At 67.3% G+C, this 11,866-nt stretch carries 13 protein-coding genes; 2 read left to right on the top strand and 11 right to left on the bottom strand.

The annotated features are described in order from the left end of the window. Positions 1 to 56: 56 nt before the first annotated feature. Positions 57 to 1,106: a nitronate monooxygenase family protein gene (locus tag MJ603_RS05540; RefSeq protein ID WP_243062643.1), complete on the bottom strand. Its 1,050-nt coding sequence runs from the start codon at positions 1,104 to 1,106 to the stop codon at positions 57 to 59. Positions 1,107 to 1,200: 94 nt separating this feature from the next. On the opposite strand from MJ603_RS05540, the gene MJ603_RS05535 reads away from it, so the two are divergent. Then, complete coding sequence (locus MJ603_RS05535; RefSeq protein ID WP_243062642.1) at positions 1,201 to 1,635, top strand: hypothetical protein; 435 nt, start codon at positions 1,201 to 1,203, stop codon at positions 1,633 to 1,635. On the opposite strand, the gene MJ603_RS05530 is transcribed toward MJ603_RS05535, so the two are convergent. The 8 genes from MJ603_RS05530 to MJ603_RS05495 all read right to left on the bottom strand — a co-directional run bounded on the left by MJ603_RS05530 (position 1,625) and on the right by MJ603_RS05495 (position 8,163). Beyond that, positions 1,625 to 2,284 (bottom strand): metalloregulator ArsR/SmtB family transcription factor, encoded by a 660-nt coding sequence (locus MJ603_RS05530; RefSeq protein ID WP_243062641.1) that lies wholly within the window; start codon positions 2,282 to 2,284, stop codon positions 1,625 to 1,627. The genes MJ603_RS05535 and MJ603_RS05530 overlap by 11 nt on opposite strands. Next, positions 2,281 to 2,697, bottom strand: coding sequence for a group III truncated hemoglobin (locus MJ603_RS05525; RefSeq protein WP_243062640.1), 417 nt, complete (start codon positions 2,695 to 2,697; stop codon positions 2,281 to 2,283). The genes MJ603_RS05530 and MJ603_RS05525 overlap by 4 nt, the downstream gene beginning before the upstream one ends. A 60-nt stretch (positions 2,698 to 2,757) precedes the next feature. Beyond that, complete coding sequence (locus MJ603_RS05520) at positions 2,758 to 3,621, bottom strand: MurR/RpiR family transcriptional regulator (RefSeq protein ID WP_243062639.1); 864 nt, start codon at positions 3,619 to 3,621, stop codon at positions 2,758 to 2,760. A gap of 25 nt (positions 3,622 to 3,646) precedes the next feature. Beyond that, positions 3,647 to 4,591 carry a phosphonate ABC transporter, permease protein PhnE gene (gene phnE / locus MJ603_RS05515; protein WP_308220568.1) on the bottom strand — a complete coding sequence of 315 codons (945 nt, stop codon included), beginning with the start codon at positions 4,589 to 4,591 and terminating at the stop codon, positions 3,647 to 3,649. Next, positions 4,588 to 5,385 carry a phosphonate ABC transporter, permease protein PhnE gene (phnE, locus tag MJ603_RS05510; protein ID WP_243062638.1) on the bottom strand — a complete coding sequence of 266 codons (798 nt, stop codon included), beginning with the start codon at positions 5,383 to 5,385 and terminating at the stop codon, positions 4,588 to 4,590. The genes phnE (MJ603_RS05515) and phnE (MJ603_RS05510) overlap by 4 nt, the downstream gene beginning before the upstream one ends. Beyond that, on the bottom strand, positions 5,382 to 6,182 hold the full coding sequence (gene phnC / locus MJ603_RS05505) for a phosphonate ABC transporter ATP-binding protein (RefSeq protein ID WP_243062637.1): 801 nt from the start codon (positions 6,180 to 6,182) through the stop codon (positions 5,382 to 5,384). The genes phnE (MJ603_RS05510) and phnC overlap by 4 nt, the downstream gene beginning before the upstream one ends. A 107-nt stretch (positions 6,183 to 6,289) precedes the next feature. Next, entirely contained in the window at positions 6,290 to 7,312 is a 1,023-nt protein-coding gene (phnD, locus tag MJ603_RS05500; protein ID WP_243062636.1) for a phosphate/phosphite/phosphonate ABC transporter substrate-binding protein, read from the bottom strand. Between the two features lie 71 nt (positions 7,313 to 7,383). Then, positions 7,384 to 8,163, bottom strand: a complete 780-nt coding sequence (locus tag MJ603_RS05495; protein ID WP_243062635.1) for a hydrolase — start codon at positions 8,161 to 8,163, stop codon at positions 7,384 to 7,386. A 157-nt stretch (positions 8,164 to 8,320) separates the two neighbouring features. On the opposite strand from MJ603_RS05495, the gene MJ603_RS05490 reads away from it, so the two are divergent. Further along, complete coding sequence (locus tag MJ603_RS05490; protein ID WP_243062634.1) at positions 8,321 to 9,019, top strand: SDR family oxidoreductase; 699 nt, start codon at positions 8,321 to 8,323, stop codon at positions 9,017 to 9,019. 13 nt (positions 9,020 to 9,032) lie between these two features. Here MJ603_RS05490 and MJ603_RS05485 read toward each other — a convergent pair whose 3' ends face one another. Beyond that, positions 9,033 to 9,635 (bottom strand): TetR/AcrR family transcriptional regulator, encoded by a 603-nt coding sequence (locus MJ603_RS05485; protein WP_243062633.1) that lies wholly within the window; start codon positions 9,633 to 9,635, stop codon positions 9,033 to 9,035. 65 nt (positions 9,636 to 9,700) lie between these two features. Next, positions 9,701 to 11,776: an MDR family MFS transporter gene (locus tag MJ603_RS05480; RefSeq protein ID WP_243062632.1), complete on the bottom strand. Its 2,076-nt coding sequence runs from the start codon at positions 11,774 to 11,776 to the stop codon at positions 9,701 to 9,703. Positions 11,777 to 11,866 lie beyond the last annotated feature (90 nt).

The raw sequence follows: 11,866 nt of genomic DNA, 5'->3' as shown, positions 1-11,866 counted from the left end.
TCGACGGTGCGCCGGGCCGTCCGCGGGCCCGGCGCACCGGTCTGGTGCTGCCGGGGTCAGTCGTCGGACGGAATCCCGGCCGCAAGCTCTTCGAACACGGATGCCGCGTCATCCCATCGCGCGAGCCGGCTCGCCTGCCCGAGCCAGAGCGACTGCAACTCGCCGTCGCCCCGCACTCCGGCCTCGGCACGGAACCGGCCCGTGAGCCAGTTCTGCACCGGGAACGGTGCGATGGCGCCCGACTGCTCGATCGTGCGCACCGCGAGGTTGGACGCCCCGCGCGCGAGCCTTCCGCTCATCGCGGTCGTGAGCACGCTGCCGTGCGCGGGCGTTCCGGAGATGGCGGCGCGATGGGCGTCGCTCGCCGCCGACTGCCTGGTGCGCAGGAACCCCGTGCCCACCTGAACACCGTCCGCTCCGAGCGCGAACGCTGCGGCCACCCCGCGGCGGTCTGCTATGCCGCCGGCAGCGATGACCGGCACGTCGACGGCATCCCGTACCTGGGGCACGAGCGCGAACGTGCCGACGAGTGAGTCCGAGGCCGGCTCGAGGAACGACACCCGGTGTCCGGCCGACTCGGCTCCGGTCGCGACGATGGCGTCGACTCCGCCCGCGGCGAGCGCGACGGCCTCGTCCACCGTCGTCGCCGCGCCGAGCACGACGATCCCACGTGCGTGCGCGGTATCCAGGATGCTCCGGGCCGGCACCCCGAACACGAAGCTCAGCACCGCGGGCCGGGCCTCGAGCGCGGCGTCGAGCTGCTCCTCGAACGGTGGCAGGTAGCGTTCCGGCCGCTGCGGCACGCTCATACCGACGCGTTCGAAGAGAGGTCGCGTGGCCTCGGCCGCGCGCGCGTACTCCTCGTCGGTCGCGTCACGCTCTGAGCCGGTCGGAAGCCACAGATTCAGCGCGAAGGGGCGCGAGGTCGCTGCGCGCAGGGCATCCGCCGTCTTCAGGATGCGCTCGGCGTCGTACCCGTAGAGCCCATACGACCCGAGGCCGCCGAGCTCGCTCACCGCCGCGGTGAGCGACACCGACGAGAGTCCGCCGAAGGGTCCGAGCACGATCGGCGCCTCCACGCCGAGTAGTCGCGTCAACCTGCTCATATTGCTCACCACGCGCCTCCTGATATCTCGCCATCTGATAAAAAGGATTCAGACCCACTTTATTCTCCCTGGACACCCGGCGGAAAGGCACGTCATGACAGTCGCCCTCGGACTGCAGATCGCCGTCGCCTTCGTGTGGCTCGGGATGGTGCTGGGCATCTCGTTCCTCGAAGCGCCGATCAAGTTCCGCGCTCCGGGCGTCACCGTCGACATCGGCGTCGGCATCGGGCGTCTCGTGTTCCGTGTTCTCAACGCCGTCGAAGGTCTCGCCGCCTGCGTACTTCTCGGGTCCGTGCTGGCACAGGGAGCCGAAGCGTCGGCCTGGTCGCTCGGCTTGGCGATCGCGCTGCTCGTCGCCATCGCGGCGGGCGCGTTGCTACTGCGCCCTCTGATGGATCGGCGCGTACGTGCAGGCGACACGGCCGACGCGATGCCTCGCAACACCCTGCACTTCGCCTATATCGCGCTCGAGGTGGTGAAGGTCGCGCTCCTCGTCTGGATCGGGGTACTCGGCCTGGTCAGTGCGTAGCGGCATCGAGTTCGAGGGAGATCACGCACAGATCCGGCTCGACGAACGGGAGCAGACGCACATCGCGCGGCCCGTCCGGCGATTCCGCCAACAGCCGTCGGATCATCCCGCGGTGAACGGAGCAGACGACGTCCGGGCGCTCCTTCGCGGCCTCGCGGAACGGGCAGGCGTGCATCAGAACGTCGCCGCTTGAGCGCTCCGGCTGGAACCCGAGCGAGTCGAGCACATCGACCAGTTCCTCGAGCGGATCGCCACCGGCATCCGCCCGATCGTGCAGCGCGTCGGCCCAGCGCTCCCCCGCCGCAACGGATGCCCGCGCAACACTCTCATCTCCGGCGCGCTCGCCACCGACGACCTGCACGAGCACGTCGATGAGCTGCTCGCGGGCATCCGCCGTGCGCAACGACGGCACCGGGGAATACACCAGGCGCGGCCGACCCTTGCGGTGCTCCTGCGCCGTTCGGCGCTCCACGAGACCGGATGCCTCGAGCTGCTCGAGGTGGAACCGCGCCGTGGTCACGTGCACTCCCAGCGCACCGGCGACCGCGCCGGCGTCGAGGGGATGTCCGGCGCGGCTCAGCACGTCGAGCACGCGTTTGCGCGGGTTCGAGGCCAATGCAGCGGCCGCAGCGGAATCGTCCGGCTTCACGATCGCGGCCCGATGGTCTCGAACTCCGAGCCGGATCTGCCCTGCAACCGTCGGCTCATCGATCCGGCGATCCTGGTCGCCTGCAGCTTCGCCCGTTCCGCCACCGGCCCGGCGAAGCGCTCGTCGACCGTGGCCGTCCAGATCTGCAGCCAGCGTTCGAAGTGCTCGTCGCCGAGCGGATGCTTCGCGTGCAGCAGAAAGTGCAGCTGCAGCGCGTTTCGGTGGTACAGACCCGCGTTGAACAGCACGGTCTGCCAGAAGTCGCCGATGATCGGCAGGTGGTGCTCGAGGTTCATGTGGGCGACGTCTGTAAAAATCGGACCCAGCAGTTCGTCGTCGAACACCGTGCGATAGAACGTCGACACCAACTCGTCGACGTCACCCCGATCGGCGAGATCGCGCACAGCACTCATGGTCGATATATTATCGAATAAAGTGTATTTCGGTGCTTTTTAACTGGATCAGCACCGCACCTACTCCACGAGGTTGTCGCTGATCGCGTCGAGCGCCAGCGCCTTCGCCCGTTGCGCGCGATCACCGAGCGCGTGCGTGAGCGCCGCGACCAGTCCCTCGACCAGGATGGCCTGCGGCAATCGCGACGTCAGCGTGATCTCGTCGCGGAACGTCAGATCGGGCATCGTCACGACGAGCGTGATGCTCGCCACCTGGGTGAGCGGACTGCGCGCGAACGCGGTGACGGCGATGACCGTCGCTCCTCCCGCGGCCGCTGCCTCCGCGACGCGCTGCGTACTCGCGTTGGCGCCGCTACCGCTGAACAGCAGCACGGCATCGCCGCCGCCGAGGAGCCGCGCCGTGATCTGCTGGCCGATCACGTCCATCGGGGCCTCAGCAGGGCGACCGATGCTCGTCAGGCGAGCGGCGGCATCCTGTGCCAGCGGCGCAGACAGGCCGTTGCCCACCACGACGACCCGTTCTGCTGACGCGAGCGCGTCGACGGCACGGGCGACCTCCGTGTCGTCGAGCAACGCCACCATGCCGTTGACGCTGGCCTGCACGTGCCTGAACGTCTCCGCCACGATCCCCGCAGCGCCGTCTGCGACCGGAGGCGCCGAGGCCGCGTCGGCCGGCTGGTATCCGGCGTCGCGGGCGAGCAGCACGCGCAGCTGCTGATACCCGCTGAAGCCGAGGCTCTGGCAGGTGCGCACGACGGTGGCACGGGACGCCCCAGCCAGGTCCGCCACTTGCTGCGAACTCAGCTCGACGATCTCGTTCGACCGGCTCAGCAGCACCTGGGCGACGGCCCTTTCGGTGGGCAGCAAAGACGGCAGCAGCGACCGGATCGTCGCCATCACCTCGCCCGGCTTCGCCGTCGTCACGTCGTCACCCTATCGGCCGTCGCGCTCAGTCATCCGCCGTGATCTTCAGGTCGACGGACTCGCTTCTGGCGCGCTTCGCAGAGCGCCGACGCAAGGCCGTGACGACGGGAAGCTCCCAACGGCCCTCGATGATGCGATGGCGCACCATGCCGCTGAGCTGGTCGATGATCATCGTCACGACCACGACGACGATCATGAGCATGCCGACCACATCCCAGACCCGGAACTGGATGTTGTCCACAAGCATCTTGCCGATGCCGCCTGCACCGATCAGCCCCAGGATGGCGGACGCGCGCACGCTGATCTCGAACCGGTACAGCCAGAACGCGTACACGTCGGGCTTCGCGCTCGTCCACACGCCCCAGCGCATGATCTGAAGCCGGGATGCGCCGGCAGCCGTCGCCGCCTCGATCGGGCCGCGATCCACGGACTCGAAGCTTTCGTACCCCCACTTGCCGAGTGTGCCGATCGAGCCGATGGCGATCGCCAGGGCTCCCGTGAACGCCGTGAGACCCGTGACCGAGAGCATCAGCACCGCGATCACGACCTCGGGAACAGCGCGCAGCACGGCGAACACCCCGCGCAACGGCCAGCGCACGACGGCGGGCATGAGCCCCCTGGTGGCGAGCAGGCTGAGCGGGAACGAGATGACGATGCCGAGCAGCGTGCCGAACCAGGCCATCGCGACCGACAGCATCGTGGCGCCGAGGGCATCCGGCAGCTTCGACCAGGCGGGAGGCAGGAACATCAGCCCGAGGTAGTGCACGAGCTTCTGCGGCAGCGTGAGCAGGGCATCCCATGAGATGTCGATGCTCCAGAACGCGGCGACAACGACGATCGTCACGACGACCCAGATCACCTTGGTGCCGAGGTGCAGCGGTTTCGACGGACGCTGCGGCGCACCGGATGCCGTGGGACCGGTCGCGCCCGGCCGTCCCGTGCCGGTCGGCCTCGCCGTCACGGCGGTCACTTGATCAGCCTTCTGCGCGCGAACGAGCTGAGCAGCTCGAGGAGCACGACGATGACCAGGATCTCCAGAATGATGAGGCTCAGGTAGTGGTACTGGTAGAACGTGCGCACCTGGTCGATGAGCATGCCGAGGCCGCCGGCGCCGACCAGGCCGATCACTGTCGACGCACGGATGTTCAGCTCGAGCACGTAGATCGCCTGCGAGATGTAGACGGGTGCCACCTCGGGCAGCATGGCCTGGCGGTTGGCCTTGAACCAGCTCGCGCCCGATGCCAGAGCCGCTTCCTGCCCACCGCGATCCAGCCCGTCGAGAGCCTCGGAGACGAGCTTCACCAGGATGCCGAGGTTGAACAGCACGAGCGCGAAGATGCCCGACAGCGCGCCGGTGCCGACGACGGTGACGAACAGGGATGCGTAGAGCAGGTCGGGCACGCTGCGCACGACGTTCATGATGAAACGCACGATCCCCAGTGCGACGCTGTTCGGGTTGGTGGCGCGGGATGCCCAGAACGACACGGGAAGGGCGATCGCGACGCTGACCGCCGTGGCGATGATCGCCATCTGCACGGTCTGCAGCAGCGCGGGCAGCGTCTGCGGGAAGAAGGAGTAGTCCGGCTGCATCAGCTGGATCAGCGTGTTCGCCGCGTTGTGTGCGTTCTCCGCGATGGCAGAGACATCGACGCCGATCGCGATCGAGGACCACACCGTGATGCCGGCGATCACGGCGAGTACGACGACCGTCTTCCACCACGTGCGCGGCTTCGTCGGCCGCGCGCCTCCGACGGCGCCGGTCACGACAACTCCACCGGCTGGCTCGGGAGCACATCCTCTGCGGTGAGAGATCGTCCGTAGATGGCCTCGAAGACGCTCTCGTCGGCATCCGTTCCCTGGCCGTCGTAGACGATCTCTCCTGCTCGCAGCCCGATGAGTCGCTGGCCGTACCGCCGCGCAAGGTCGAGGAAGTGCAGGTTCACGACAACGGTGATGCCCAGCTCGGCGTTGATGCGCTGCAGGTCGCGCATCACGACGTGCGAGGTGGGCGGGTCGAGGGATGCCGTCGGCTCGTCCGCGAGGATCACCTTCGGTCGCTGCGCAAGCGCGCGTGCGATGGCGACGCGCTGCTGCTGACCGCCGGAGAGTTCGGACGCGTTGGCGTATGCCTTCTGCACGATCTCGACGCGCTCCAGCGCCCGCATGGCGAGCTCGATGTCATCCTTCCTCCATGCCGCGAGCAGCGTGCGCCATGCAGAGGTGCCGTGGAGCCTGCCCATCAGCACGTTGTTGAGCACCGTGGTGCGCTTGGCGAGGTTGAAGCTCTGAAAGACCATGCCGACCTCGCTGCGCAGGCGGCGCAGGCGTGCACCGTGGAGTCCGTGCAGGCCCACGTCGCCGACCGTGATCTCGCCGGAAGTGATCGGCACGAGCCCGTTGATGGTGCGCACGAGAGTCGATTTGCCGGCGCCGGAGAGCCCGACGACCGCGACCATCTCGCCCGGCGCGATCGCGAGGTCCACATCGCGCAGACCGCTGTAGCCGTTCGGGTAGGTGACCCCGACGTGCTCGAAACGGATGCCTGCACCGTTCTGATTCACTTGCTCATCTTTCGTAGCTCTCGATGTGCCTTCGCGACCGTGCAACTGTGACACGGTCGCAGACGCCGAAGGGACCGGGGTACCCGAAACCCCGGCCCCTCCCCCGATCAGCCGAGGCCGATCGAGGCCGCGGCTTTCTGCGTCTTCTGCAGGCTCGCGGGGTTTGCGTCGACCAGACCGGTGATCTGGTAGATGGCCGTCAGTGCTTTCACTCCGTCGGGTGTCTTCGCGTAGGCCTTCATCGCGTCGGAGATCTTCGTCTGCCACTTCTTGCTCAGCCCTGAGGTGATCGAGACACCGTCGTTCGGGATCTCGTCGGTCAGCGCGAAGACGACCACCTTCTTGCCGACGTCGGGAGTGTCGCCCTCGACGACCGATCGGGCATCCCAGTAGCTGGTGCCGACCTCGGCGTCGCCGTTGTAGACGGCGAGCACGCTCGCGTCATTCGCGGTCACCTGCGTCACCTTGATGTCGCTGAGGGCGAGTCCCTGCTTCTTCATCGCGGCGACGGGGAAGATGTAACCGGCTGGGGAGGCCGCCTGCAGGAGCGAGACAGTCGCGCCCTTGATCTTCTTGATCGACGACAGCCCGGCTGGGCCGGTGCCGCTCTCGGTGCCGTTGCAGTAGAGCATGCCGTTCGCACCCTTGACCGGAGTGTCGGTGCAGTACTTGTCGGGGTTGTTCGTGAAGAACTGCGCGGCGTAGGTGCTCTTGCCTGCACGCTGGGTCTGCAGTGCGGGCACGGCGCCGTACTTGTCGCAGGCTTGGCTCATCTGCAGGCTCGGCAGCATGCCGATCTGTGCCTGATTACTGCCGATGGCCTCGACGGCGGCCTGATAATCCTGCGTGATGACGCCCTTGACCGGGATGCCCAGTCGCTTCGTCAGTGCCTCTTCGAGCGGCTTGACCGTATCGACCAGCTTGTTCGCGTCGCCTGACGGAACAAGGGCCAGCGTGAGCTGGGTCGGCGCCTTGGCCTTCTCATCGGACTTTCCGACGCAAACGGCGGACGCGGCGCTCGTCGAGCTGTTCGCCGTCGTCTGTTGGGTCGCGCCACAGCCGCTGAGCGCGAGCGTCAGAGCGACGCCGAGGCCGGCGGCCGCCGCGACGCTCATCTTTGCGATCTTCATCGTGTTCCTTCGTGTGTGGAGGTGCGTTGATGCGTGAGGACTGTGAAGTTGTGGAGGTGCTGCCGAGGCCGTCAGGCGGTCGGTCGACCGGTCGCCGTGGCAGTCGCCACGTCGTCCGGGGTCGGGGGGTGTTCGCCGGCGAACGCTGCCGGGTCGTCGGCCCATTCACGGATGCCCTGGTACAGCTGCTCGAACCGCGGCGCGACGAGGTCGGCCGGTCCGGCACGATGGCCGAAGCGGTCGATGAGGGCGGTCGCACATCCGGCGTCGGCCGCCGCTGCGAGGTCGTTGCGCCAGATGTCGCCCACCGACATCAGGCGCTCTGCGGGGCGCCCCGCGAGCAGCTCGGGAAGGATGCGCGCCCAGCCGGCGGGCTTGCCGGCATCCGTCACCACCCGATCGATCGCGCTGGCCAGATCGAGCATGCCGAGCGTCTCGGCGATGCCTGTCGCCGGTGCGTTGGTCACCAGCACGCGCTCGACGTCGCCGCCGAACCCGGTCAAGAAGCGCGCGAGTCCGGGCGGCGCCGAGACGGCGAGCGCGCCAGAAGCGAGCTCGCGACGGCTGGTCAGGTAGGCCCGGTCGAGCTGCGCGCTCGTGACGTGGGCCGCTGCGAGGAGGGCGACGGCGGCGTACCCGTCGACGTAGACGCCGGCGTCGATCGATCCGCCGAGGAAGGCGCTCAGACGCGAGCGGATGCCCGCCACGACATCGGCGCGGCGCGGCGCGTTCGCAGGAATCGCGGCGATCACGGCATCCGCGTACGCCCACACCGGCGCATCGCCGATGCACACCGTGCCATCGAAATCGAGGACGAGCACGGGAACGTCGTTTGCCGAGGACCTGACCACGAGTGCGAGCCTACGTCAGAATGGACGTTCCGTTCATAGAAATCTGAGTCATGAAACAGACGTTCACGAACCGTTAACGTCGCTTCGCGGTCGGTTGCGCATTTGTGCCTGCTTATCTAAGTTGGTAAAACCAACACAGGGAACGGAAACCACTCAGATGAAGCTTCAGGGTTCAACGGCACTCGTCACCGGCGCGAACCGCGGCCTCGGCCGGCACATCGCGCAGCAACTGCGCGATCGCGGCGTCACCGTCTACGCGGGCGCGCGCGTCCCCTCGTCGGTCGATCTCGCCGGCGTGACTCCGCTCGCGCTCGACGTCACCGACCTCGACTCCATCGCCGCGGCGGCTGCTGTCGCCCAGGATGTCTCCATCCTGGTGAACAACGCAGGCATCGGTACCGGCGCCGCGTTTCTGACCGGCAGCGTCAGCGACATCCGTCGTGAGTTCGACACCAACTTCTTCGGCACGCTGGATGTCACGCGCGCCTTCGCCGCGCAACTCACGGCGCACGAGGAGAGCTACGTGCTCAACATCCTGTCCGTGCTCTCGTGGTTCAGCTCGGCGACGTCGGGAGGGTACAGCGCCTCCAAGTCGGCGGAGTGGTCGCTCACGAACGGCCTGCGCCAGGAGCTCGCACAGCACGGAACGCGCGTGGCCGGACTTCACGTCGGCTACATGGACACCGATCTCGCGTCCGCAATTGAGGCGCCGAAGCTCGACCCCGCCGAGATTGCCCGCATCGCCGTGGACGGCATCGAGTCGGGCGAGACCGAGATCATCGCCGACGAGCTCAGCCGCAACGTGCGCGCCGGCCTCGCGGGTGGCGTGGCCGCGCTCTACCCCGACGTGGCCTGACAGGGCGCAAGGACTACTCGCGCGGCGCGAGCTCCGCGCCGCGCACGGCGACGATCTTGTCGACCGCTTCCAGCAGCCGCTCGGATGCCGGAGCATCCTTCTGCGTCTTGTCGTGCATCGCGAGGCCGAAGCCGGCCATCACCAGGGTCACGGCCGACGTCGCGACGTCCTGTGATGCCGAACGCTCGCTGGCGAGCTGGATGAACTGCTCACGCACCGATCCCATCCACTGGGTGAATGCGGGAACCAGTTCGGGGCGCTTGCCGATGATCTCTTTCATGTGGTGCCGGTCCATCCGCCGGTCGGCCGGGTCGCCGACCAACTGGCAGAGCGCGGGGATGAGGTCACCTGTCGCAGCCCTGAACTGGGCGATGATGTCGTCGGAGATCGCCTGGTCGGGGAGCCCCAGCGCTGCCGCCGCCTTCGACTGGTAGTAGTTGAAGAACGTACGGGTCGAGACGCCGGCCACCTGGCAGATCTGCTCGATCGTCGTCCCGTCGAGCCCGTTTTCGTCGACGAGTTGCAGCGCGGCCTCGTGGATCGCCTGGCGCGTCTGCTGCTTCTTGCGTTCGCGCAGCGTCTCGGTGTCGGGTTGGTGCTGCTGGGGGCTGGTCATCGTTCTTCCATTCTGCCCACCTTGGGGCTCGGGCGACCGTGGTGCGGTCACCCGAGCCCCAAGTGTCAGGCCGTCTGAACCTGAATCGATCCGGTTTCGCTCATCCCGGCGGCGTCCGCCTGCTCCTGCAGGGCTGACGTCTTGCGGAGCGGCGGCACCTTGAAGAACCACGTCAGGATGAACGCCAGCAGGAGCACGCCGAATCCGACCCAGTAAACGAGCACGACCGACTGCGTGAAGCCGACCATGAACGGCTTGGACAGCCGCGGGTCGGCGCCGTTGACGAACGACGTGTCACTGGTCGAGTCGCTCGCAGCCGTCGACTTCGCCCCGCTCTTGTCGAACTGCTTCTCCAGGGTCGGCGTCAGCGTTTTCACCCAGGCGGTGCGCTGGGTCGCATTCGACCAGTTCACTTCGACACGACCGTCCACGACACTCGCGTTGGCCTTATTCGCGACCGCGGTCAGGGCGGCGCTCTCGGCTGCGGGCGAGGCCGCAGCGACCTGCTGCTCGATGATCGTCGGGGCTGCCGCCGCCGGCACTGTACCGGCTGCGACCTGCTCGTTGACAGCGGCAGTGACCTGCTCGGTCACGGCCTTGTCTGCCGCTGCCTTCGCGGCGGCGGCTCCCGAGTCGAGCTGCTTCTGCACATTCGTCTTGATCGGGTCGACGATCGGGTTCCACAGCTGCTTCATGATCGCCTTGTTCTCCGAGGCGGTCGCCACAGTGGGGTTGAGGGCAGCGTCGAGGGCCGCCGTGAGCGTCGGCTTGTCCGCAGTGGCGCTCAGGATGTTCGCCGGGAGCACCGAGAACAGCACCGAGAGCATGATCGCCGTGCCGAGGGTTCCACCGATCTGCCGGAAGAAGGTCGACGCGCTGCTCGCGACGCCCATCTCTGTGGGCCTGACCGCGTTCTGGCTCGCCAGTGTCAGGGTCTGCATGAGCTGGCCGAGGCCGAGACCGATGATGAAGATCCCGATCATCAGGAACCACAGCGGGCTGTCGTACTTCAGGAAGGTCAGGAAGACGAAGCCGACCGCTGTGAACGCCGTGCCCGTGACGGGGAAGATGCGGTACTTGCCGGTGCGAGCGGTGATCTGGCCTGAGGACAACGCCGCGATCATCAGGCCGACGACCATGGGGATCAGGGCGAATCCGGACGCCGTCGGACTGAGTCCGACCACGATCTGAAGGTAGAGCGGAATCGTCAGCATGGCGCCGAACATCCCGAACCCGACGAGCACGCCGAGCACCGTGGCCATCGAGAAGGTTCCGGAGCGGAACAACTTCAGCGGGATGATCGCATCATCCTTCATGAGGCCCTCGATGATGATGAACGCGAGGATGCCTGCGCCGCCGACCACGTAGCACGCGATCGATCCCGCGGAGCCCCAGCCCCAGGTGCGTCCCTGCTCTGCCACGAGGAGCAGCGGAACCAGCGCCACGATGACGAATGTGGCACCCCACCAGTCGATGCGGGGCTTCGTGGCCTTCTTCGCCACCTTCGGCAGGTGCAGGAACGCGATCACCATCAGAAGCGCGATGATGCCGACCGGCACGTTGATGAGGAACACCCAGCGCCATCCTGAGACCCAGAGGATCTGGCTGGCACCGGCGAACAGTCCGCCGATGAGCGGTCCGATGACGGTCGAGATGCCGAACACGGCGAAGAAATAGCCCTGATACTTGGCGCGCTCGCGCGGCGCGAGGATGTCGCCCATGATCGCCAGCGGCAGCGACATCATGGCGCCGGCGCCGAGGCCTTGGAAGGCACGGAACGCGGCCAGCATGAGCATCGAGGTCGAGAACGACGACAGGAGCGAGCCCAGGATGAACACGACGATGCCGAAGATGAAGAGCGGGCGCCTGCCGAAGACGTCGGACAGCTTGCCGTAGAGCGGCACGGTGATCGTCGACGTGATCAGGTAGGCCGTGGTCACCCACGCCTGCTGATCGAGACCGTTCAGGTCGTCGCCGATGGTGCGAATGGCCGTGCCGACGATGGTCTGGTCGAGAGACGACAGGAACATGCCGGCCATCAGGCCGTAGATGACGAGAAGGATCTGCCGATGCGTCATGATCGGCTTCGATCCGGACGTGGGGACCGGGGAGGTCTGCGCCCGAGCGGTGGTGGTGGACATGCGAGCCCTTCGGATGACGAGTGGAGATTCACGCGCGGCACCCATGGCCGTGATCGTCGGCGGCCGGGCGCCGACACTGGCGGGCAATTT

Origin of the sequence: Humibacter sp. RRB41 (assembly GCF_022761015.1) — a bacterium.
Lineage (GTDB): Bacteria > Actinomycetota > Actinomycetes > Actinomycetales > Microbacteriaceae > Humibacter.
Note: the sequence above shows the minus strand (reverse complement) of the source record. Positions and strands in the feature narration are given on the sequence as shown.

Coding starts and splice junctions, on each gene's coding strand:
- MJ603_RS05535 (WP_243062642.1), top strand. CDS start 1,201: ATGACAGTCGCCCTCGGACTGCAGATCGCCGTCGCCTTCGTGTGGCTC.
- phnD (WP_243062636.1), bottom strand. CDS start 7,312: ATGAAGATCGCAAAGATGAGCGTCGCGGCGGCCGCCGGCCTCGGCGTC.
- MJ603_RS05490 (WP_243062634.1), top strand. CDS start 8,321: ATGAAGCTTCAGGGTTCAACGGCACTCGTCACCGGCGCGAACCGCGGC.
- MJ603_RS05525 (WP_243062640.1), bottom strand. CDS start 2,697: ATGAGTGCTGTGCGCGATCTCGCCGATCGGGGTGACGTCGACGAGTTG.
- MJ603_RS05485 (WP_243062633.1), bottom strand. CDS start 9,635: ATGACCAGCCCCCAGCAGCACCAACCCGACACCGAGACGCTGCGCGAA.
- MJ603_RS05480 (WP_243062632.1), bottom strand. CDS start 11,776: ATGTCCACCACCACCGCTCGGGCGCAGACCTCCCCGGTCCCCACGTCC.
- MJ603_RS05540 (WP_243062643.1), bottom strand. CDS start 1,106: ATGAGCAGGTTGACGCGACTACTCGGCGTGGAGGCGCCGATCGTGCTC.